Source organism: Nonomuraea muscovyensis, assembly GCF_014207745.1.
Classification (GTDB): domain Bacteria; phylum Actinomycetota; class Actinomycetes; order Streptosporangiales; family Streptosporangiaceae; genus Nonomuraea; species Nonomuraea muscovyensis.
Genome location: NZ_JACHJB010000001.1, coordinates 2129807 through 2151586, shown reverse-complemented (window position 1 = coordinate 2151586; position 21780 = coordinate 2129807). Strand labels below are relative to the sequence as shown.

Sequence of the window (21780 nt, the reverse complement as noted above, 5' to 3'; positions counted from 1 at the left end):
GACCCCCCACCGCCACGATCGGAACCGCCCATGTTCACCTCGTCGGCTCCCGCCTCGGCCACCTCCGTCCAGCTTCGCCGCGCCGTCACCTCCAGCTTCCTCGGCAGCGTCATCGAGTACTACGACTTCCTGCTCTACGCCACGGCCTCGGCCCTGGTGTTCGGCAAGATCTTCTTCACCGACCTCAGCCCGCTCGCCGCGACCGTGGCCAGCCTCGGCACCTTCGCCACCGGCTACCTCGCCAGACCGCTCGGTGGCATCATCTTCGGCCACTTCGGCGACCGGCTCGGCCGTAAGCGCATGCTGGTGCTGACCATGGTCCTGATGGGGGCGGCCAGCTTTCTCATCGGCCTGCTGCCGACCTACGAGCAGGTCGGCAGCCTCGCCCCCATCGCGCTCGTCGTCCTCCGCGTCGTCCAGGGCATCGCGGTCGGCGGCGAGTGGGGCGGCGCCGTCCTCATGTCCGCCGAACACGCCACAGGACGGCGCGGCCTGTGGGCCAGCTTCACCAACGCCGGGGCCCCGTTCGGCATGCTGCTGTCGACGGCGGCGCTCAACGGCAGCGCCGCCCTCATGACGGAGCAGGCGTTCCTGAGCTGGGGCTGGCGTGTCCCGTTCCTGATCAGCCTGGTCCTGCTGGCGATCGGCCTGTTCGTCCGCGCGCGGGTCGAGGAGACCCCCGTCTTCGCCACCGCCACCCGATCCCCCGTGCCCCGTTCCGCGCCGCTGATGGACGTGCTGCGCCATCACCCCAAGACGCTCCTGCTGGGCATCGGCGTGGGCCTGTCGCCGTTCGTCCTGCAGGGCACGCTCACGACCTTCCTCATCTCGTACGGCGTGCAGGCCGGCTTCGCCCGGCAGCAGGTGCTCAACGGCCTGACGCTCTCCTCCGGGATCGCGGTCGCCGGCATCCTGGGCTGGTCGGCCCTGTCGGACCGGGTGGGCCGCCGGCCGATCGTGCTGGCGGGCGCGCTGGCCGCCGCCGTGTACGCCTTCTCCATCTTCCCGCTCACCGACAGCGGCAGCGTGGGCCTGCTCACCCTCGCCCTCGTCCTCGGCCAGTCGATCATCCACCCGATGATGTACGGCCCGCTGGCCGCCCTGTACGCCGAGCTGTTCTCCACCCGCAGCCGCTACACCGGCGCCTCCCTCGGCTATCAGATCGCCGGTCTCGGCGCCGGTCTCGGCCCGCTGCTGTTCGCCCAGATCCAGGCCGCGAGCGGGGGCGGCGGCACCGGCGCCATCTCCGCGACCATCGCCGCTTGCTGCCTGCTGACCGTGCTGTGCACGCTGGCGCTGGGCGAAACCAGTCGCGCCGACCTGGGATCCGGGGCGGTCCCGAGCGCCGCCGGCCGTACACCGAGAGCCTGACAGGAGATCGTCATGCGCAACGCTGGACTGGGCGGCTGGCCCGCCCGCCGTGCCCAGATGACCCCGAGCCGCCCGGCGTTCGTCTTCCGCGACCGGACCCTCAGCTACGCCGAGATCCACGAGCGCACGACCAGACTCGCCGGCCGGCTGCGGCGGGCCGGAGTGACGGCCGGCGACCGGGTCGCCTACCTCGGCCCCAACCACGTGGCCTTCGCCGAGACCATGTTCGCCACCCACAAGCTCGGCGCCGTCTTCGTCCCGCTCAACTCCCGGCTGGCCGCCCCCGAGATCGCCTACATGCTCGCCGACTCCGGCGCGAGCGTGCTGATCCACGCACCGGAGTGCGCCGAATCGGTCCGCGCGCTAACGGACATCCCGTCGCTGACCGCCGTCGTGTCCCACGACCTGTACGACGAGTGGCTCGCCCGGGGTCCGGACACCCCGATCGACGTGCCGGTGACCCTCGACGACGTGGCGCTGATCCTCTACACCTCCGGCACCACCGGACGCCCCAAGGGCGCCATGCTCACCCACGGCAACCTGGTCTGGAACTGCTACAACCTGCTCGTCGGCGTGGATCTGCGCAGCGACGAGGTGACGCTGGTCAGCGCCCCGCTCTTCCACGTCGCCGCGCTCAACCAGACGCTGTTGCCGACGTTCCTGAAGGGTGGCTGCTCGGTCGTCATGCCTTCCTGGGACGTCGAGCGCTGCTACGACCTGATCGAGAAGCACAGGGTCACGTGGATGTTCGGCGTCACCACGATGTTCGCCGCCTTCGCCGGCTCGCCCCGCTGGCAGAGCGCCGACCTGTCGTCACTGCGGAGCCTGATGGCTGGAGGCGCGCCAGTCCCGCCCTCGCTCATCCGCACGTACCAGGACCGTGGCCTGGTGTTCTGCCAGGGTTACGGGCTCACCGAGACCGCGCCGGGCGCCACCTTCCTCGAACCAGCCCAGAGCACCCGCAAGGCCGGCTCGGCCGGCGTTCCCGTCTTCTTCGCCGACGTCCGCGTCGTCCGCCCCGACCTCACCGACACCGCTCCGGGCGAGCCGGGCGAGGTGCTGATCCAGGGCCCGAACGTCACCCCCGGATACTGGAACAACCCGCAGGCCACCCGGGCCGCCATCCACGAGGACGGCTGGTTCCGCTCCGGCGACATCGCCACCCGCGACGAGGACGGCTACCTCTACATCGTGGACAGGGCGAAGGACATGTACATCTCCGGCGGCGAGAACGTCTACCCGGCCGAGGTGGAAGGCGCGCTCGCCGAGCACCCGGCCGTGGCCGAGGCCGCCGTCGTCGGCGTGCCGGACGAGAGGTGGGGCGAGGTCGGCCATGCCTTCGTCGTCCCCCGCCCTGACACGCACGTCACCGGGGGCGAACTGCGCGACTTCCTTCTCGACCGGCTGGCCAAGTACAAGATCCCCCGCTACGTCGACCTCGTCGACGACCTCCCGCGCACCGGTTCCGGCAAGGTCCGCAAGTGGGACCTGCGCACCCGGGCCCGGCCGTGAGCTGATCATGTCGCTGGTGGAATTGTGCTGGACGAGTCGTCCAGCGGTGAGCGGCCTCCGACAACCGGCACCGAGTCCGTCAAGCCCTGGACTCGGCCGTGCAGCCGCGGAGCCGAGCGCGCGCGGAAGATCGCCAGGGTCTTCTCCAGCGTGGGGATCGCGTCCTGGTCCCCGGCGACCCTCAGCAAGTTGCCCGTCGCCATCCAGAGGCACCCCTCGGTGTGCGGGTCTGCGGCGCCCCCGACGAGCGATGGGGCGCGTTCCTTCAGCTCGCCCACGTCCGCGCCGCCGAACCGCGGCGGCACCGTCCCGCAGGCGGTCAGGGCGAGCGCCAGTTCGACGTGCGGCCGGGCGCCACGGGCCACGGCTGCCTGCAACACTTCTGCGGCTTCGGCAAAGCGCCCGTCCTGGAGCAGGGCGGTGCCGTACTCGGCCATCGCCCGCGTCTCGCGCTCGCGATCACCTTCGCGTTCGGCCTCGTCGACACACACCTGATGATCGTCGTTCCATGTGAAGCCCGGCGGGAGCGCGTCGACGAGCTGGGGATCCCCCACCCAACCGAAGTCGCCGAGTCCCGAGGTCCTGGCCCTGACCAAGAAGAACGGCGACTTCAAGGACAAGCACCCCAAGCTTCGAGCCGGTGGCACCACGCGATCCGCACCGCCACGCCGTGGTGAGTGTTTTGCGTCGACCGACCTGCCGACCGTATGCTCTGTGAACGAAAAAACAATCCGTTCATATGGAGACAATATGCCGCCGGCGTTCTCCGATGAAGAGCGGTCGCGGATCACCGAGCAGTTGCTCAACGCCGCCACCCTCCTCTTCTCCACCCAAGGGCTGCGCAAGACGTCCCTGGAGGAGCTGACGGCTCCTGCGGGCATCGCCAAGAGCTCGCTCTACGCCTTCTTCGCCTCGAAGGAAGACCTGTACTTCGAGGCGATGCTGCGGCAGAGCGAGCAGGTGCGGCGGCGGGTGATCGACGAAGGCCTCAATCTCGGCACCGACACCCGCGACGCGCTGCGGCGCTTCCTGCGCGCCACGATCGCCGAACTCGACACCAACCTGCTCTACCGGCGGCTGATGTCCCATCCCCAGGAGATGGCAGCGGTCGCAGCCAAGCTCACCCCCGAGCGTATGGCCGCCGCACAGGGCGGCCCGATGGCCGACCTGCTCACGTTCCTCGACACCCGCGTGGAAGGCGACCCCGAGGTCCTGCTCGGCGTGCTGCGCGCGGTCCTGCTGACCCCGCTGCACGCCGACCACCTGGGCGCCGAACTCTACCCTGCCGTGATGGACCGCCTGATCGACGCGGTCACAGACGGGATCACCTCATGCTGAACGGGCTGCCCTACCTGTCAGCCGGCGAAGGACCGCCCTTGGTCGTCCTGCTCTTCACTCCACAAGCGGCCAACCCCACCGGCCTGGCGCGCTGGTCCACGATGCGGATGATCCGGCCGTTCACCACGAACTTCACCGTCTACGTCGTCAACCGGCCACCCGGGCTGCCCCCGGCCACGACGATGACCGACCTCGCCGCCGTCTACGCTCAAGCGATCAGGACCACCTTCGAAGGCCCGGTGAACATCCTGGCCATCTCCACCGGCGGCTCCATCGCCCTCCAGCTCGCCGCCGACCATCCCGATCTGGTCGGCCGCCTGGTCCTTTCGGGCACGGCGTGCACTCTCGGCCCCGTCGGCAGGCGAGCCCAACGCGCCTACATCGACCGCGCACGTCAGGGCAGGCGGCCGAGCCCCGCGCTGGCTGAGATCGTCACCGAATCGAAGACAGGGCAGAAACTGCTCAAAGTCCTACTGTGGCTGTCGGACACCGGCCAGAAGGACCACACCGACGCCGTCATCGTGCTCAACGCCGAGGACGGCTTCGACCTGCGCGGCCGGCTGCCCGACATCGGGGCGGCGACGCTGCTGATCCAGGGCGACAAGGACCTCGTCTACCCCCTGGAACTGGCTCGGCAGACAGTCGACGGCATCCCCGGCGCCCAACTCGTCGTCTACCCGGGCCGCAGCCACAGCGGCACATTCACCGACAAGCGCTTCGCCGCCGACGCACTGGCCTTCCTGACAGAAGCCTGATCAACGCCGACCACTCGCAAGCCGGCCGGTCCGACTGCCGCGCTGGTCGACGGCGCGCTGATCGGCGGCGCCGCCGGGCCGAGCAGACGCGGATCAGCGTGATCGCCACCTCGTATCTGCTCGGGCGGATCACCAACGTCCACATGCCCGTGGCCACCGGCGTCAACGCCGACGGCCGCCGCGATACAGGCCGAGGTCCTCGAGGGCCGGCCCACCGAGTGACGTGAGACCTTTCACGAGCTCCCCGAGAGTCGCCTCGTGCATCGTGAAGGCCAGCCGATCGACCAACTCATCACCAGAACGCAGGGGCCCGAGCGCATCGACGAAATGCACTCCATCGAGTGTGTGGGCGGTCCACCCCGAACGGTTTGACCGGCCTCGTATTGCCCTGCAACCCGTGGAGGCTCGCTGACTTCAGCGATCACGGGGCGACTTGAGGGTTGTCGCAGCCCGCGGCGGTCCTGGCAGAGTGGGCTGCATGATCGAGATTGACGGGCCTTTCTATCGCGTCAGCGACCAGGACTTCAAGATGATGATCCCCGCATGGGAGGGGTACGCCCCCGAGACGGCTGATCAGGCCGACGCGACCATCACACTGGCGGATGGTACCCGTCGGTACGCGACCTTCATGACACTTGACGTTGTCAGTGGGATCATGGATCGCTGGCAGGAGACAGGCGAATCCCTCAACGGCCGATACTTCTACTGGACGGACCTCGTCATCATCCGCGAGCCCGGCTTCGCGTCGATGATCGCGGCCATCCGAGACATGATCGCAAGCGGAGACATCGAGCATGCATGCGGCCTGCTTCCGCCCGCTGACGAGGAGGACACGCTTTAGAAGTCGAGGCTTCACGTATTGCCGGGCATGACAGGCCGAGATTGTTCCTCGTATGTTCCGGATCTTCACGAGCCGAGGGCGTCAGCGGCAGGGGTACGGCGTCGATCTCGGCTTGGCGGTCGCCTGGCGGACGAACGAACGAGTATCCCCACGCACCTCTCCCCACCTCGTTCAGTGAACGCAAACGGATGTGTTCACGTGATGCGCCAGGGTTTGGGGGGCACGGTGGTGCGCCGACGGGGGCTCACTGGGTCCGGCGCCGGTGGTAGGCGTAGGTGACGGCGGCGAGCAGGGGTCCCCACAGCAGGAGCGGAAGGTAGCAGATGTAGAAGATCGCGGCCTCCCAGCCGCCTGCTTGGGTGGGGAAGTCCGCGGGAGTCGGCTCGCCGCGGAGGGTGACTCCGGCGAACTCGGTCACGAAGGCGGCGGTCCACAGGACCGTCAAGATCACGGCGCCGAGTGTCGCGGGAATGACGGCGGCCGGCGTCGGTACTCTGCGACCACGCAGCCCAGGGATCCAGCGAGGGAACCGCTCTCCCCACGCGGCGACCAACCCGACGGCGGTGAACGCCACCAGCTCCGACAGGATCGACAGGAAGACGATGTACGCCCGCTCGCCCAGCCCGATCCCTTCATCGAACACGGCAGGCAGCCGCCAGAGGCTGGATGGCAGCACGGTGAACGGCACGGTGTACGCGGCAAGCCGTGCCCAGCGGGGAACCCCGGCCACCGGGGCGTGGGCGGCTCTCCACACTGTACGCAGCCGCCCGCTGGTCACCGGCGACCCTGCTGTTCCAGCGATCACGGGAAGCGAGGGCGCAGCGCCGCGTGGGTGATCGGTTCTCGTCATGACGATCACGCTAGGAACGACCGGGCCGTGCCACCTCCCCCCGGCGGGGGAGTGCACCCCTCGAGACGTCGGCTAACGTCGGGCCTCGTGAAGCGCCATCTCGCCCATGCCCTGCGGGCCGGGGTCTACCAGCTACTGGGCGCCGCGCTGCTGGCTCCGGTCGCTGCGGGGCTCGGCTTGCTGATCCTGGCGGAGCTGACGCCGGGACGCCTGCTGGTGCTGTGGGCGGCGTGCCTGCCCGCCTCGGTGCTGCTCGCGATGATGCCGCTGATGCGGCGCCTGGAGGTGACCGCGCTGTCGGACCTGCTCGACGTCGAGGTGCCCGAGCGGGGCGACCGTCTCTACCTGGTGGCCCTGACCAGCCTGCACTTGTACGTCGGCGCGACGCTCAGCGCGGCCGTGCTGGCGCTGTCTCCCGGGCTGCTCCCGCGGGCATGGCGCGCGGCGCCCGGCGAGGTGGCCGAGGTGCTGCTGCTCGCCGCCGTCGTGCTGGCCGCGATGGTCGCCACCGGCTTCGGCCAACGCTGGGTCGCACGCCGGCTGCTGCGCTCCGAGCCGTCCCGCCTGATCGACGAGCTCGGCCGCCGCCAGTCACTCGCCCTGGAACTGCACGACTCCGTCGGCCACGCCCTCAGCGTCGTCCTGGTGCAGGCCATGGCGGCCGAGGCGGCGCTGCAGCGCGCCGCCCCCGCGCTCGCCGCGCAGTCGCTCGGGCACCTGACGACCACCGCTCGCGACGCTCAGCAGGAGCTCGACGTGCTGCTCAGCGTGCTCGACGACGGCGCGGCGGGAGAGACGCCCACCCTGGAGGCGCTCGGCACGCTCACCCGCGGTCTCGACGTCCGGGTCAGTGTCGACCACCTCGGCAAGGTCCCGCCCGCAACGTCGCGGGCCGCCTTCGCGATCGCCAGGGAGGCGCTCACCAACGCCCTGCGCCACGGGCACGGCCCGGTCACGCTCGGCGTCGCCGTCGGCGCCGATCTGACCCTGACCATGAACAACGCAACCCTGGGCGGGCCCGGGGAGCCGGGGCGCGGCCTGACCGGCATGCGCATGCGGGCCCGGCTCGCAGGCGGGACGTGCACCTGGGAGGAGGTGGGCGGAACGTGGCGCGTCCGGGCGAACCTGCCGCTGTGATCCGGACCGCTGTGATCCGGGTCGTCCTGGCCGACGACGAGAAGCTGATCCGCTCGGGTTGGGCGACCATGCTCTCCCTCCACGACGACATCGAGGTGATCGCCGAGGCCGCCGACGGCCGTGCGGCGGTCGAAGCCGGCACCGGCGCGGACGTCGTGCTGATGGACATCCGCATGCCCGGCATGGACGGTCTGGCCGCGACCCGGGAGCTCGCCCGCCGCTCCCCGAAGACGCGCGTCATCATGGTCACCACGTTCGAGAGCGACCAGCTCGTCTGGGGTGCCCTGCGCGCAGGCGCCGCCGGCTACGTGCTCAAACGCTCGCCCGCCGGCGATCTGGTGGAGGCCGTCCGGCTGGTGCACGGGCGCGACGCGGTGCTCTTCCCCGACGCGCTGCGCCGCATCGCCTCGCCGCATGTCGGCACCGCCCGGCAGCGCGTGCCGGTCGAGCTGACCCCGCGCGAGCTGGACGTCCTGCGGCACATCGCACTCGGGCAGAACAACGCGGAGATCGCCTCGGCGCTGTACGTCACCAGGGAGACGGTCAAGACGCACGTCGGCAATCTCCTGGACAAGCTCGGCGCTCGCGACCGCACCCAGGCTGCCGTCCTCGCCTACGAGCTCGGCCTTGCCGGCACCGGCGTTGAAGAGCCCACGAACAGCCGCCGGCGTCGAGAATGATCCTGCGAGTCCCTCGCGTTCCCGCGGGGCACTCGTGGCGCTTACTACCCTCTCCCGCTGATCCACAGCTTTTCAGCATCGCTCCCGTTCTGCCGGGCGCGCGAAGGGCTTACCGCTTTCCGGCCGAGATGATCATGTGGGTGCCGAAGAACCTCTTCTTCCACGATATGGAGCTGAAGCCGACCCGGCGGAGGATCGCGGAGACCTCCTGCGGAGTCATGAAGCCGAGCGTCGATTCCTGCAGATACGCATACGACTGCCGATCGCGTGCGACCACCTGGCCGAGAAGGGGAATCACGATCCGCACCCCCAGCTCCACCGGGTAGCGGAGCGGCCCTCGCGGCGGGCACGTCTCCAGAATGACGACCCGGCCTCCGGGTTTGAGCACGCGGTACTGCTCTTCGAGCACGCGCTCGACATTCTCCACGTTCCGCAGGAGATAGCCGTGCGTGACCGCGTCGAAGGAAGCGTCGCCGAAAGGCAGGTCATTGGCGTCCGCCTGCTGCCACGTGATGGCGGAGGCCCCCGGCTTGCCGGCCGCCGCCGCCAGCATCCGCTCCGAGAAATCGACGGCGTGGACGGCCGAGTTCGGATATCTCTCGAGTGCGGCAAGAGCGATGACGCCGGTTCCGGTGGCGATGTCGAGCATGCTCCCACCCGGCGGGACTTTCGCGCCCGCCGCGACCTCACGACACCAGGCGGAATGCCGTCCCAGGGTCATGAGGCGATTCATCAGATCGTAGTAGTCAGTGATCCTGTCGAATGTCCGCTGGATCTCCTGGCCCTTGGACGAAGGCGTTCCCTGTGCTGGCATCTGTACGTGGCTCCTCAGTCGAACTGCCATTGTGTCGGAGGCGCCACCGGCGTTCTTCCCCCGTCAGGGGGATCTCTAGCCAGGTGGAATCAGGCACCAAGCGGGCAGCTGCCGCTCCCCGCGTGGTGCGCGAACCCAGATCTTGATCGACTCTGGTCGTAGCAGAAGAGCCGAGTCCTTCGCGGGCGAACATGAGCGTCGCCTCAGCCATCCCGCCACCGGCGACGAGCGGTGCATGCTCCTCAACGTTCTCGGCTCGCACCGTGCGACGCTGGGGTTGAAGTGCGCGGGCCTGGAGGGCGGGCTGGCCCGGCTGTCGGTGGAGCCCGCCACGCTCTCGCTGCTCGGTCTGATCCGTCACCTGGCCGACGTGGATCGCCGCCGGTTCCGGCGGGTGATGGCGGGGTACGACGTGCCTGCCCGCTTCTCCTCTCCCCAGCACCCCGACGAGGACTCCGACGGCGCCGCGGCGGATCTCGATCTCATGGGGCAGGACGGCGCGCGTTCCGCCCCGCCGTCGATGTGCCGAAGAGCATGTGACGAGCATGAACTCGGCCGTTTCGCCTCTCAGAAGAGGGCCAAGGTTTTGAGAAATCGCAGTTCAGATGGGGTGGGGAGTGGTAGGGCACCCGGGGCTCGATCCCGGAACCTACGGATCAGGAGTTTTCTGTCCTTCGCGGCGCGCTGACCTGGCGCTTCGGGTGCTGTCGCATCCTCCCCGAGACTGGCCGTTCCGCGCAGACTCCGGATCTTGGAATGCAGCTCTTCCACCCGGCGGCGCTGGTAGACACCCCGGTACCTGAGCGCGCAACCGCCCAGGAGACCGGGCACCGATGACTTTCGGGCGGCAGCGTCGTCTACAGCATTAGCGACAGGCCACAGACGCGGCGGCCACGCGAGCGCTGCGGCCCGGGACACGCACGTTCCCCCAGCAAGCACGGTCCCCAGACGACCTGAGACCACGGAGTTCTGATCATGCGGAAGCTGATAGCGACGGTGTTCAACTACTCCCTCGACGGCCTTCTCGCCGACGAAGGCACCGAGTATTGGAAGTTCTGCTTCGACCTGCCCGAAAACCGTGAGCCCGACGACCCGGCGCACCTCGACTTTCTCCAGAGCGCGTATGCGCACCTCATGGGCCGCACCGCCTACGAGAGCATCGCCGGGGCCATGACAACGTCCACCGACCACCCGTTCGCCGACATCCTGAACGCCGGGCGCAAGGTCGTCTTCTCCCGGACCCTGAAGACGGCCGACTGGGCCAACACCACTATCGCCGCTGGTGACACGACAGACGAGATCGACAAGCTCAGGCTGGGCGGCGACGGCCACATCGTAGTCTGGGGCGGCGTCAGCCTCTGGCGGTCGCTCATGCGGCTCGACCTGATCGACGAGCTCCAGCTCAGCATGTTCCCCTACGTTGCAGGCGAGGGCACCCGGCTGTTCGACGGCGTCCCCAAGTCCCACCAGCTCGACCTGATCTCCAGCACCGCCTCCAGCAACGGGATCGTATATCTGCAGTACCGGCGACACCGCTGACCCAGCGGCCGACATGCACAACGAGCGGCAGTCACGCGAGCACCGCTACCTGTCCGAAGAGTCCACGACCCAACTCAAACCAACCAGCGACACCGGCGGCATCGCCACGATCGACAGCGACAAGTAGACACCGAGACTCAACCTCAAAGCCCACTCCACGGGGCATTGCCCACGTTTCAGGTGAGCCAGGGTGAGGAACGAACCCTGGATCGTCGATCGGCCCCCAAGCACGTACGGCGTCCAGCCATGCAGTGGCGATCGTAGGGCTTCATCCGTGCGGCGGCGCGGCAACCCCGGTCGGGGCGTTCGATTGGTATGGCGGGGCTGGCACGCGGCGCCCGGCCCGGTGTCCCGCCGCTGTCCGGGACCGGCCCCCAGGCCGCACGCCCGGACGGCGGGCGGAGGGCCGGGAGTGCGGTGGCGCGCCGCGCCGCCGCCTTGATACGAACAGAGCAATTCGGCAACGCACCACTGTCGCCGGGAGTCGATCAGTCGAGCAGTTCTGGACGGCGGCTGGTGAGGGCTCTGCGGGCTGTCACGAATCGTTCGTGGAACTCTTCGGCAAGTGCTTCGCGGCGGTATCGCTGGCGTAGTACGCGGTCCAGGTCCGCGGCGCGGTTGACGAGGTCGGTGAGGGATCGGCGGTCGATGTCGAAGGCGGCCATGCCGTTCTCGACTGCGGTGTCGAGGTCGCCGCGTCGGGCGTGGACGATGCCGAGGTCTATGTGGGCCTCGGCGACTCGCATGGGCGCGTTGGACGTGCCGTCAGGTCGGGTGTGCATCTGGATCGTCTCGCTGGCATGTTCTTCGGCGCGGTCGTCGTCGGCGAGCCAGGTGTAGCAGGTGGCGGCGTAGAAGACCCACTTGGCGTGGTCGAACACGAAGTGGTGATCCGGGTTGTCGGGTATGGGCAGGCGGCCGAGGGCTTCGGCGCCGCGTGTCAGTGCACGATCTGCCTCGCGGCGGTCGCCGATGCGGGCCAGGCCGCGAGCTTCCTGCAAGGTGAGCTGGACCATGGCGCTGGTCTGGCCGGCGACGGCCTGGCCCATGCGGGCGGCGGTGACGACGTCTTCATATCGCCCCTCGACGAGGGCGAACCAGGCTGACATCTCGTGCGACCATCCCATGAGTTCGCCGTGCCCGACCTGGCGGCCCATCTCGAAGGCGGCTCGGCGGGCGGTCTCAGCTTCCTCGCGCTCGCCCAGGTCGTAGTGCACGCAGCCGAGCAGGGCGGTGAGCCACCCTGTGATGACCAGCAGCTCACGGTGTTGGTCGAGGGTGAGGCGCCCGGCAAGCAGCCGGTTGACCTGCGCGAGGCGCTTCTGCGTGCGGTCGCGCAGCGTGGCGGCCGGCACCACCGGATAGGCGCGGCAGAGGAGATCGACGGCCTCGGCGAGTGCTTCCAGGGTTCCGGTTCCAACATCGGAGGCCTGGAGCTGCTGGGCGAGTTCCATGGTTCCGTACAGCTCGGCTTCGGCCCGCAGTGCGTCCATCGGGGGGATGGCCGACGCCTCAATCAGTCGGCTGCCCGTCTGCCTGGTCTGTGAGAACCCCAACGCCTCCGGCTGCAATCCCGTCAGCTGGGTGAGCGCCAGCCGGTACGGCGAGCGGGGCCAGCGGACTTCCCCGGCCTCCCAGCGTCGAATGCGCTCCTCGTCACACGTCAGGCGCTCCGCAATACCGATTTGTGTGCTGTTGACTCGGTCAGCCATTTCCGCACGGGTGAGCCGATTCTCGTTGCGCCAGGCACGAAGTCGAACGTTAAGGATGTTCTCGGGCATCTACGGGCCTTCCTCCCGGCTGGGGGCTCAAGAGGGGGAGTAGAGGGGGCCGTGCGGGGGTCCTGCGCATCTCCTTTGACGGTGGACTTGCCCTCAACCAACAAGGTACGTGAAGCGGCCTCTCGACACAGGGAACGCCGGATGGAACGAGGCGATGGCGACGGTGACCCGGCCAGACGAGAACGGCGAGACCACGCCCTGCCCCGCACACCGGGGACGCGGAATCAAGCTGCGCGACTCGTGCCGCGCACTCCTCATCGGCAACAGCGATGGAGACGAGTGACCAAGGGGGGAGCGGCGCAGTGTCTCGACTGCCTCGGAAACGGCCGGGCCGAAGGGAGCGGGAAATGAACTCGATCATGGTTGCGGCCATGGCCGGCATCGATCACATCGTGGAGCAGATCACCGCACGCACGCCCTCCATCCAGGAGGCCAAGCAGCTCGGCATGCCCAAGAACACGCCGCTTCTGGCCGTCTTCGGAGCGGTCCGTGACGCCTCGGGACGCCCTCTGGCCGTGGTTGAGGTGCTGCTGCCGGCCGACCGTCACCAGTTGGAAGACGCCTACCCGGTTTCGTAGGGCACCACGACGATCTGATAGGGATCGTCGTAGATCACTCTGCCGGGGTCGGCCATCTCGACGCGCACGCACTCCACACGATGGGTGGCGAGGATCTCCAGGTAGCCGGACAGCCGTTCGACGAGATGGCCGCCTGATGGCTTGAACCAGGCTGTTGCCCCAGGGTTCAGCGCACGGTCGTAGACCTGGGGGTCCACATTGGTGGGATCGATCAGGTTCGCGTGGAACCAGGCGTGGCGCTCGACCCTGAACCGTTCCTCCTCCGGCGAGAGCCGTCCATGCTTCGCGAGGACGTTGACGAGGCCGAACACTCCCGGATGGACGCCTCGCGCGTTCGGCGTGGGGCTTTGGAACCTGATGTACAACGGGTGGCTCCTCCTTGATCGCGGTGGTCTGTGTCTGCCGGCGTCGATGCCGCGCGGGAGATCTCGCTTGCCTGGGCTCATGCGGTAGGCAACACTGCAGCGTGCACTCCGAAGAGCGAGCCAAACAGGTTGAAGACGAGTTGTTGGGCCGTATCTACACGGCATTGCGTGACGGCGGCCTCGACGCCGAACCCGTCCTCGAACTGGCGTCCTTGCTGGAGGAATGGGGCGAAAGCACTCCGGCAACGCAGGAGATCCTCGAACGCCCCGCTGCCCATCTGACCGCGGCTGACCTGACCCGCCTGGGCGAGAGCCTTCTCCGCGACGCCAACTTCGAGCCGAGCTTCGCCCTCGAACCCCGTCTGTGGGCGACGCTGGAGCATGCGCTAGAGGTCGTGAAGCGCGACGTTCGCGCCGGAGGGATCACCAGTACGCTTCGCTTGGTCACCCACGACTGGGACAGCAGGGGTCGCGCCTGGGTGGAGTTCCAGGGTGGTTATCACGGCAACGGCATCGACGCCATCGCGGGCTGTAGCGCTCAAGGTGCGCTCGGGGAAGTCGCCGATGCTGTCCAAGAAACGTTCATGGGAATGATCTTGAAAGTCTGGCCTGTCTGCGCCACGCACGGTCGTGGCCTGCACGCCGGATACGAACATCGGATGGCCGTTTGGCGGTGCACCGGCGATGGGACGCATACCGTCGCGCCAGTCGGTGAACTGCCTTGATCGCGCCAGCGCATGCATGGGGATGGGCGCCGAAGTACGGGCAGACGACCATTACCCGATGAGCCGGTGCTGAGGAACGAAGCACCGGATCGTCGATCGCCCCCGACCAATAACGAAGGCCAGCGCCCACGTGGACCGTAGGGCTGTACTCGCGCGGCGGCGTGGCGCTGGGGTCGGCGAGTTCGCTCGGTGCGGCTGGGATGGCGGTCGGCGTGGCGGCCCGTGCTGCTGCCGCCCGGTACCGGCCCCAGGCCGCATGCCCGGGCGGCGGGCAAGCGACGGGCCGCTGTACGGCGGCGCGGCGCGCCGCCGCTTGATCCTTAAGAGAGCAATTCGGCAAGTCGCTCAGACACTATGAGCCCGAAGTGCCAAACAGGTGAGCGTTGACAGCTCGGGCGGTGTCGGCGAGGTCCGGCAACGTGATGACGGTGACGCCTTCCTGGACCGACACCATCGCCGTCCGCATGCTCGACGGCCAAGCCCTCAAGGGCTAGACCGACCGCACCGACCACCTCGCCCACGGCTTCGGCGCCACCTCATGCCGCGTCACCGTCGCCAGAGCCGGTCAGCTCACGCTCACCTTCCCCTGACGCGACCCCTGGCCACCCCCTTGCCAGCGCTCCCGATCCCAGAGGCACCCACTGTGGGGCCGGTCGAGATCGGCAAGCAGGAGAACGGGCGGCCGTGGCTGCTCAAGGTGCACGGTACTCACGTCCTGGTCGCGGGCGCCACCGGGGCCGGCAAGGGCTCGATCGTCTGGTCCATGATCCGCGCCCTCCTCCGCCGTTCGCGCGGGCCTGGTCGCTATACCCACATCACGGAAACGCTCGCCGCGGAGGCGGCGGCGCGCATGGGTCGTGCGCTCTGGGAGACCTGATTGCAACCCATTTTGCAACCCTGGGCGGATTTCCCGATCATCAAGAGGGGAGTCCGCCCAGTTCAGTGAGGTAGGGCGCCCGGGGCTCGAACCCGGAACCTACGGATTAAAAGTGGGCCGGAAGTGGTCCACGAGCGTCCATCGCTGTCACACGTCCCTGCTCAGTGTCCTCCTCGGCTTGATCGCCTTCCGTGGACGTACACCAATGTCCAGTGCCGTTGTTAGCACCGTTGTTAGCAAGATCTGATGAGCGAGCAGCCGCCTGGTGCGACACCCTCGTGGGCCGCCGGAACTGCCGACCTTCCGCTTTTTAGGCGGAGCAATCACCCTGCTCGGGTGATGGAGGCCGTGGTAAGGCGCATGTGGATGGTGGCGCGGATGCGTCGGCGTGTGGGGACGTTGCTGTCAGCGCTGCTGTCACCTCAACCGTGGTCACCCGGTGGCAAGGCCCGACGCAGGAGGGCCTTGCCGGCGATCGCCCCAGCCCGTACGACGGGTACCGAAGTCCGCGATCGTCGCGGCCTCGGCCGCCGAGCCACCTTCTGATTCGTAGGGAAGGGCAGCCTCCTGGTCGAGGCACCTTTGGTCGAATCAGGCGGTTGAGAGTAACTGGAGTCGGACGGCGTAGTGAGGCTGCGTTGCTGTACTTCCGTGCTGTACAGCAGCAGAACCGCACCCGGTGGCGAAGCTACCAATCACATCAACACCGCCGCGCTGGACCGATCCAGAGTGTATGCATGACCTCGTGATCTGGTTACGACGACACCCCCACACCGCCGCCGCGCTTGCACTGGTCGGCCTCCTCCTCACCGCCTGCGGCGGGAGTACGACAGAGAAGGACGCCGCTGCCATCATCGGCGACCTCGGCGCCAACGGTGTGCCCGCCAAGCTCGGCACCGTCTACGACGAGAACACCGATCCGAACAAGTTGCTTGGCCGCCCCAACGGCTACCTCAGCAAGGCTGAGTTCACCGATAGCAGGGTCAAGGCCGATAAGGCGGGCAGCGTGGAGGTGTTCGAGGACGCCAGCAGCGCCAAGGCCCGCGTCGAGTACATACAGGGGCTCGGGAAGACTCCGATGCTGGCTGAGTACACGTACGTTAAGGGGAACGTTGTGGTACGCGTGGATAAGGACATGGCTCCCTCCGACGCCAAGGCGTATGAGGACGCGCTCAATAGGACCGTCGAATAGCTCCAGATGCACCGAAACGGCCCCGCCTCAAAGAGGACGGGGCCGGAGCCGCTGGGCCGAGCGAAGCTCCACGGGCCGCGGGAGTTCCGAGCGGGCAAGCTTTCCACGTAGGGGATGTTCCCGCTGGTGGATCTTAGAAGATTCGAGCTCCTGACTTCCTGCTTGCAAACGGGAGCGAGGGACGAGATAGAAATCTCTTCCCTCGGCTCACGAAGCAGATAGAAGTCGATGACGGTGATCACATCGTAAGGCAGTGTTGCCGTATCCCTCTGCTTTACGCAGCGCCCCGACCAGCGGGCCAACCTCGTCATCCGGTGGCAAGGAGGCCCGTACCGGAGGACGGCCAGTCCCAAGGAGTACAAGCCCGCCGCTGCATGACAATCGTTTCCAGGCGGACCGTTTCTACTGCGCAGGTGTCAAACACCGCACTCAACAAGATCCAAAGGCAACTGCCGGAGAGCGCCTACGCGAAAGGACACTGCAGTTACTCGACCGTTGGTCTCTCGGCGGCAAGTGGCGTTGACTGAGGATGCGGCGGCATAAACGTGGGCCAGCTGGCGCAGGAGGCTCACCAGCACATGACCGGATGCCTGAATGCGGTTTCCGTAAAGATACCTGCGCACGAAGACCATGTCGCTCCCACGGACCCGAGGACCAAGAATACATTCATCGCAGCGACGGGACGCGGTCGATCCCAAAATTCCGGATCGCTACGGGACGGACCATCAGCATTAGGAAACAGCGACTTTGTCTCGCACCTTAAGTCAATATAAGGTCGAGCCATAATGGTGGGCTGAATAACGAGCAGACCAAGGCTCACCGGCCAGCCGTTGGACCACCAGAAGAGAACAGTAGCGATGACTCTGACGACGTTTATAGCGGACAGACTGAGGGCAGCACCGGGACATGGATGTCACGGCGCTACTCATCGCCATCGTCGGAATTTTGGGCACTCTGGCATCAGCTCTACTGACACAACGCAATGCAACCCGCTTGAAGATGCTCGAAATACAGAGTGCAGAACGCCAGCGAGTTGCGAATTACGAAATTGCCGCAGAACAGGAAGCCGAGAAGCTTCGCAGGTCATGCTTCGTAGCGGTCAACTATGCTCTACGAAACTACTACAGTACGTTACAAAACCATCGACGAACGCTCGCCTCTAGATCACCAAGAGAAGGAGAATTGGCGCGACTGGAGGAAATTCGTGAGGCATCTCGAGCAGCTCTCGCTGAAGCTCAGATGGTAGCTCCCGAAGATATATTGAGCATTGCAAGAGACTCTGCGTCGCTGCTCTTTGACGCCTATCAAACACTGGCTTGCGTCGATAGAGATATCAAGAAAGACGCACACTCTCGCCTAGAGAAGGCGGATCAAATCCTCAATGCCGCCTCCTTGAGCCTTTCAACACTAAGAGCATCCATGAGGAAAAATCTCGGAGTTGACTAGATCGCAAGCCTGTTCAAAGAACTATGGCACAACAAAACCAGAGTTGTTGGATCAGCTCCGTAGTTATCGCCGGTCAAGCACTCGAAGGATCACGCGATGGCCGTCTTCATTTCACGACGCCGCGCCTGTCACCAGGACAAACTCTTACACCACTCCCGTGGACGCAGCCGTCGGCAAACTTCCGCCCCGGTCGGATGGTAGATGCGGGCCGGTGGGATGCGATCGTGTAACGCGGTGTTGCTGTACGGCGCTGCTGTACCGGTTCCGCCTTGCTCAGGTTCCTTGTGTCACCATGCCGGGGTGCGAACCATGGAAGAGTTCCGTCCAGGTGGCTTCGTAACACCGCACCTGTGATCACCACATGCGCGAGCCTGTGGCATCCGACAGTCCGGCACCGCTGGATGCGAGTCCAGGCCCGCTATTGGTGGAGCTCGCCCTCAAGTGCCTGTAGCCGGAGGCGGCAGAGGTCGAAGGTTCACATCAATCCATGGAGCTGGCTGATCTTCCTGTCCAGATCCCGGAGGATGCTGGACAGCACATCGGCGGCACCCCTTAACGATGACGCCGCACGCGAGACATCCGTCACGGAGAGCACATCGGCGGCATATGAGAGCGACGAAGCCGCGCTCGAAAGATTCTGCATGGACAGCAGATCGGCGGCATACGCCAGACTACTGGCGGTCCGCGCGTCTGGTCCCAGTGGGTTCTCTTGCAGAACCGCGATAATCCGGCGCAGTTCCTCAAGGGAGTCCGCGGTGAGCTCGCCCGTTTGTTCGAGCTGGTCAGCGATTGCCTCAAGCCGGGTGATCGGGGCCGTAAAATACGTGCCGAGAAGATTGCCGAGCTGCTCATCGCTCATCGGAGCCAGTCGGGCGAGGGCTGGCCCGTGTTTGCCTTCGTGCTTGCGCTTCCATTCGCGCAGGGTCTCAGGCGGGTAGAGGCGTTCGCCATCCTTCTTGTCGTCGATGGCGGCGTGGTGGGCGAGGCAGACGAGGATGAGGTTGGTGAACGCGTCTCGTTGCTGCCGTTCTTCGTCAGTAGTGCATGGTCGATAGCGAGGGGCGTTCGGTTTGACGGCGTGGATGTGGGCGATTTGGGCGTTCTTCTTGAAGACGCCCGGCCGTACCTCGTAGACGACGGGGAAGGGACATCCGGGAGCGTAACAATGGCCGTTGCTAAGTGCCCAGAGCGCGGCCTGAACAGCGGCGGGAATCTCGCGTCGCGGTTGCGGAGTCACGCCACGACGATACGACGGATGATCGGCTTCACCAAGGTGGGTTGGGTGCTGCGATAGCAGCATCCAGACCTGTCGTTCGATCTGCTGCTTTCTCAGGCGAGGGCTTCTCACAGCGGGTGAGTCGTTTCTCTAGACGTTGTCGGACGGTGACTGCCGCAGGTGGTGCCGTCAACGCCTGCCGGAGAACGTGAGCGGCTTCTGCGTACTCGCCCTGCTTAACCAGCCAGATGGTGAACCGGTCAGCGACTTTCGCATCCGTGCTACCGGCGGTGACAGCCGTCCGCCATGCTGCGGCGGCTGCAGTCAGGTCACCGCTCATCTCCGCTCGGTGCCCGGCATCGGCCGCGAGGTAGGCGATACTCGCCTGGTCGGCTTGATTTTCAGCACGTTTGAGGAGTGCCGCACGCAGCGCTGGCCCCTTGACCAGGTTGAGGTTACCCATGCGGTCATGCCCGTCGGAGATAGCGACCAGTAGCGGAAGCAGGGCAGGGCGTACGACGGTCGGACTCTTGGCGAACACGTCGACCAGCATGGGTATGTGCGGGGCGGCGGCAGCGTACTCTGTCAACTCCTCCCAGACCGTCGCGTTGGTCCTGTCGTAGTTGAGGGCGTCGATATAGGCGGCGAGCGTCTCGTCTCGACGGCCGGCCTGGTAGCGGATGCTCTGGGCGAGAAGCAGACATGCCTGAGCGACCATCGGGTCGTGGGCGTTCGCGAGCCGGTTGATGATGGCGCGGAGATTGGGCTCTGAACTCCGCCACGCGCTGAGCTTGCGACGTGCCTCGGCGTCCATGCCAGTGAGTTCGGGCGAGGGCTGGTCGAGCCGTGGCAGCAGTCTGATGAGGGTGGCGGCGAGTTCGGGCATGGTCTCGAATGCCTCTGCGGGCAACCCGAGCGGATCGGTGTCGATCGTCAACACGACCTGAGGTCCGATTGAATGAGTGCGGATCCACGCCGGGCAGGAGACGAATCGGCCTCCATGTGCCGTGCTGAAGGATCGAATCGCCGGTGCCACTCGTGCCGCCACGTCCCGGGAGAGATGGCCCACGTGTCTGTCTTGGAGGTAGACGGCTGTCCTGGTGGAGTTGGGCGATCTTCCCGGTTGGGGGACGAGGACTGCGATGAGCGCACCATCTAAAGGGGTAACCGATTGAGCGGCGTGGATGGCGTCCGTATGGAAGGTCTCGCCGACGATCTGGATCTCCGTGGAGCCGGGAAGCCAGATCTGTTGGTCGGGTGTGGTCGGTAGGTGGGGTGGAGTTGAGTGCTTGAACGGGTTCTTGCGGAGTATCCACTGCAGTAGGCCCATACCGGTACATCGCGGTGAGCAATGTTTCGCTACACAGTGCAATGTCGAAAGAGGGCACTGCCACATCGATGCATGTCATCCCGAGCAGGATGGCGACACTCGCTATCGCCTCATGATGAAGAACGGTGTCGCCCAGGTCGGCAGGCCTCTTTCTAGGCGGAGAAGGCGGTGTTGCTGCAAAGGACTTCCTCATGCTCTGCGCTGTAGCGTCGCTCGGAGGCCGGCGGCCCGTCCCCCGCTGATGTCGGCAACCAGGTGGACACCGACCATCCATCCGCCTTCGGCGAGGTTCACGCCGCACCGCTTGGCGGCGATCTCGAACAAGCCGACGTCCGGCTTGCGGATACCTTCGAGCCCGGAGAGGGCGTAGGCGTCGACGGCCTCGGCCAGTTCGGTCCGCTGAATCTTGCCGAGGTGGTTGTCCACCGTTCCGTTGATGACGATGGCCACCTTCCAACCGGATGCGCGGAGCGGGGACTCGGGACGGCAGCACTCATCGAGGCCCACACCCAGGCCGCCACCAATCCGCCGCCTGCACGACCTGCGCCACGTACACGCGAGCTTGCTGCTCCTGGCCGGCGTCCCCGTACACGTCGTCGCCGCCCGCCTCGGTCACGCCGACCCGGCGATCATCCTCCGTGTCTACGCCCACGTGATCCGCTCCGCGGAGACAGCCGCGGCAGACGTCTTCGCAGCAGTCATCACGTCGGCAGGTGATGACTGACACGATTTCTGTGACACCACCGATCTACCAACGAGACTCGGAGGTAGCGTGGGATCAGGCATGTGGACAGAGATGCTGAAAGCCGTACCAAATCTGGTCGTAGCACTAATCACCCTGTCACTCGGATGGCTGGTAGGTCTTCGGCTGACAGCACGGTGGGACGAACGCAAGAAGCGCCGCGAGCTGGATCTCCTGGCGCTCGGCGCTTTCTACGAGGCATACGGGCAGTTCTGTGCGATCTGGAAATCCTGGGACGGCGCTCCGGACAGCCTCAGACAGGATGATCCTTTCCAGACAGAGATGCTAAGACGAGCGGCCGAAGCAGAGGGCAAGGTGGAATCACTTCTCGTACGACTGGCCTCCGAACGCTCCCTGTCGCAGCAGGAATGCACCCTTCTCAGCTGCTTCCGGCAGGCTTTCCAAAGCCTGCGCAAATCGATCCGGCGCAAGGTCCCCCTACAGTCCCGGATCTATGCGCCAGGCACCCTGGAGGTAGTGGCGCACCAGTGGGCCAGCTCGGAGGATCCGCCCTATCTCGCGTTCAAGGCTCTGGCCGGATACACATCGGACCTGATGTCCAGGAGCAGCCGATCGAGCAGCGCACCGATGTCTTCCTTCATCTCCTTGCGGCAGATCACAAGCAACGCTCTGGAGAGGATGTGGGTGGACGAGACGTTCCAGTTGCTCGACCTTGGACGCCGCAGTTAGA

At 66.4% G+C, this 21780-nt stretch carries 25 protein-coding genes; 16 read left to right on the top strand and 9 right to left on the bottom strand.

Features of this window, described 5'->3' with window-relative positions:
• The first annotated feature begins 30 nt into the window (after positions 1-30).
• Positions 31-1371, top strand: a complete 1341-nt coding sequence (locus FHU36_RS10170) for an MFS transporter (protein WP_185083476.1) — start codon at positions 31-33, stop codon at positions 1369-1371.
• A gap of 12 nt (positions 1372-1383) precedes the next feature.
• Positions 1384-2883, top strand: coding sequence for an acyl-CoA synthetase (locus FHU36_RS10165; RefSeq protein WP_185083475.1), 1500 nt, complete (start codon positions 1384-1386; stop codon positions 2881-2883).
• 5 nt (positions 2884-2888) lie between these two features.
• Here the strand turns inward: FHU36_RS10165 and FHU36_RS10160 are convergent, their stop codons facing one another.
• On the bottom strand, positions 2889-3497 hold the full coding sequence (locus FHU36_RS10160; RefSeq protein ID WP_185083474.1) for a hypothetical protein: 609 nt from the start codon (positions 3495-3497) through the stop codon (positions 2889-2891).
• 136 nt (positions 3498-3633) lie between these two features.
• On the opposite strand from FHU36_RS10160, the gene FHU36_RS10155 reads away from it, so the two are divergent.
• Together FHU36_RS10155 and FHU36_RS10150 are read left to right on the top strand one after the other, a co-directional pair.
• The gene (locus tag FHU36_RS10155) at positions 3634-4221 is read left to right on the top strand and encodes a TetR/AcrR family transcriptional regulator (protein WP_185083473.1); all 588 of its coding nucleotides are present in this window, start codon (positions 3634-3636) and stop codon (positions 4219-4221) included.
• The gene (locus tag FHU36_RS10150) at positions 4215-4976 is read left to right on the top strand and encodes an alpha/beta fold hydrolase (RefSeq protein WP_185083472.1); all 762 of its coding nucleotides are present in this window, start codon (positions 4215-4217) and stop codon (positions 4974-4976) included. Before FHU36_RS10155 ends, FHU36_RS10150 begins: the two co-directional genes overlap by 7 nt.
• A 162-nt stretch (positions 4977-5138) precedes the next feature.
• On the opposite strand, the gene FHU36_RS10145 is transcribed toward FHU36_RS10150, so the two are convergent.
• The gene (locus tag FHU36_RS10145) at positions 5139-5309 is read right to left on the bottom strand and encodes a hypothetical protein (RefSeq protein WP_185083471.1); all 171 of its coding nucleotides are present in this window, start codon (positions 5307-5309) and stop codon (positions 5139-5141) included.
• 145 nt (positions 5310-5454) lie between these two features.
• On the opposite strand from FHU36_RS10145, the gene FHU36_RS10140 reads away from it, so the two are divergent.
• Positions 5455-5817, top strand: coding sequence for a hypothetical protein (locus tag FHU36_RS10140; protein WP_185083470.1), 363 nt, complete (start codon positions 5455-5457; stop codon positions 5815-5817).
• A gap of 244 nt (positions 5818-6061) precedes the next feature.
• Here FHU36_RS10140 and FHU36_RS10135 read toward each other — a convergent pair whose 3' ends face one another.
• The gene (locus tag FHU36_RS10135) at positions 6062-6667 is read right to left on the bottom strand and encodes a hypothetical protein (RefSeq protein ID WP_221495824.1); all 606 of its coding nucleotides are present in this window, start codon (positions 6665-6667) and stop codon (positions 6062-6064) included.
• Between the two features lie 87 nt (positions 6668-6754).
• On the opposite strand from FHU36_RS10135, the gene FHU36_RS46290 reads away from it, so the two are divergent.
• A complete protein-coding gene (locus tag FHU36_RS46290; protein ID WP_185083469.1) occupies positions 6755-7804 on the top strand; it encodes a sensor histidine kinase in 1050 nt (349 codons plus the stop codon).
• The gene (locus FHU36_RS10125) at positions 7801-8484 is read left to right on the top strand and encodes a response regulator transcription factor (RefSeq protein WP_312891520.1); all 684 of its coding nucleotides are present in this window, start codon (positions 7801-7803) and stop codon (positions 8482-8484) included. Before FHU36_RS46290 ends, FHU36_RS10125 begins: the two co-directional genes overlap by 4 nt.
• A gap of 109 nt (positions 8485-8593) precedes the next feature.
• Here FHU36_RS10125 and FHU36_RS10120 read toward each other — a convergent pair whose 3' ends face one another.
• A complete protein-coding gene (locus tag FHU36_RS10120) occupies positions 8594-9298 on the bottom strand; it encodes a ubiquinone/menaquinone biosynthesis methyltransferase (RefSeq protein WP_185083468.1) in 705 nt (234 codons plus the stop codon).
• A gap of 235 nt (positions 9299-9533) precedes the next feature.
• Here FHU36_RS10120 and FHU36_RS10115 point away from each other — a divergent pair, with 235 nt between their 5' ends.
• Positions 9534-9986 carry a mycothiol transferase gene (locus FHU36_RS10115; protein WP_185083467.1) on the top strand — a complete coding sequence of 151 codons (453 nt, stop codon included), beginning with the start codon at positions 9534-9536 and terminating at the stop codon, positions 9984-9986.
• Positions 9987-10273: 287 nt separating this feature from the next.
• The gene (locus tag FHU36_RS10110) at positions 10274-10837 is read left to right on the top strand and encodes a dihydrofolate reductase family protein (protein ID WP_185083466.1); all 564 of its coding nucleotides are present in this window, start codon (positions 10274-10276) and stop codon (positions 10835-10837) included.
• Between the two features lie 488 nt (positions 10838-11325).
• Here the strand turns inward: FHU36_RS10110 and FHU36_RS10105 are convergent, their stop codons facing one another.
• Positions 11326-12618, bottom strand: a complete 1293-nt coding sequence (locus FHU36_RS10105) for an NsdA family TPR-like regulatory protein (RefSeq protein ID WP_185083465.1) — start codon at positions 12616-12618, stop codon at positions 11326-11328.
• Positions 12619-12965: 347 nt separating this feature from the next.
• Here FHU36_RS10105 and FHU36_RS10100 point away from each other — a divergent pair, with 347 nt between their 5' ends.
• Complete coding sequence (locus FHU36_RS10100) at positions 12966-13196, top strand: UTRA domain-containing protein (RefSeq protein WP_185083464.1); 231 nt, start codon at positions 12966-12968, stop codon at positions 13194-13196.
• Here FHU36_RS10100 and FHU36_RS10095 read toward each other — a convergent pair.
• Positions 13181-13561: a hypothetical protein gene (locus FHU36_RS10095; protein WP_185083463.1), complete on the bottom strand. Its 381-nt coding sequence runs from the start codon at positions 13559-13561 to the stop codon at positions 13181-13183. The two genes, FHU36_RS10100 and FHU36_RS10095, sit on opposite strands and share 16 nt — an antisense overlap.
• 101 nt (positions 13562-13662) lie before the next feature.
• On the opposite strand from FHU36_RS10095, the gene FHU36_RS10090 reads away from it, so the two are divergent.
• The 4 genes from FHU36_RS10090 (at position 13663) to FHU36_RS10075 (ending at position 17801) form a co-directional block, all read left to right on the top strand.
• Positions 13663-14286 (top strand): hypothetical protein, encoded by a 624-nt coding sequence (locus FHU36_RS10090; RefSeq protein WP_185083462.1) that lies wholly within the window; start codon positions 13663-13665, stop codon positions 14284-14286.
• 643 nt (positions 14287-14929) lie between these two features.
• Positions 14930-15163: a hypothetical protein gene (locus FHU36_RS44280; RefSeq protein WP_246502014.1), complete on the top strand. Its 234-nt coding sequence runs from the start codon at positions 14930-14932 to the stop codon at positions 15161-15163.
• 733 nt (positions 15164-15896) lie between these two features.
• Entirely contained in the window at positions 15897-16355 is a 459-nt protein-coding gene (locus tag FHU36_RS10080; protein WP_185083461.1) for a hypothetical protein, read from the top strand.
• Positions 16356-17261: 906 nt separating this feature from the next.
• Entirely contained in the window at positions 17262-17801 is a 540-nt protein-coding gene (locus tag FHU36_RS10075; protein WP_185083460.1) for a hypothetical protein, read from the top strand.
• Between the two features lie 475 nt (positions 17802-18276).
• Here FHU36_RS10075 and FHU36_RS10070 read toward each other — a convergent pair whose 3' ends face one another.
• The 3 genes from FHU36_RS10070 to FHU36_RS44275 all read right to left on the bottom strand — a co-directional run bounded on the left by FHU36_RS10070 (position 18277) and on the right by FHU36_RS44275 (position 20797).
• A complete protein-coding gene (locus FHU36_RS10070; RefSeq protein ID WP_185083459.1) occupies positions 18277-19038 on the bottom strand; it encodes a hypothetical protein in 762 nt (253 codons plus the stop codon).
• A 28-nt stretch (positions 19039-19066) separates the two neighbouring features.
• Complete coding sequence (locus FHU36_RS10065) at positions 19067-19957, bottom strand: hypothetical protein (protein ID WP_185083458.1); 891 nt, start codon at positions 19955-19957, stop codon at positions 19067-19069.
• Positions 19958-20536: 579 nt separating this feature from the next.
• Complete coding sequence (locus tag FHU36_RS44275; protein ID WP_312891519.1) at positions 20537-20797, bottom strand: HAD family hydrolase; 261 nt, start codon at positions 20795-20797, stop codon at positions 20537-20539.
• On the opposite strand from FHU36_RS44275, the gene FHU36_RS10055 reads away from it, so the two are divergent.
• Entirely contained in the window at positions 20784-21071 is a 288-nt protein-coding gene (locus FHU36_RS10055) for a tyrosine-type recombinase/integrase (protein WP_312891518.1), read from the top strand. The genes FHU36_RS44275 and FHU36_RS10055 overlap by 14 nt on opposite strands.
• Before the next feature lie 60 nt (positions 21072-21131).
• The gene (locus tag FHU36_RS10050) at positions 21132-21779 is read left to right on the top strand and encodes a mechanosensitive ion channel family protein (protein WP_185083457.1); all 648 of its coding nucleotides are present in this window, start codon (positions 21132-21134) and stop codon (positions 21777-21779) included.
• The last annotated feature ends 1 nt before the right edge of the window (position 21780 follow it).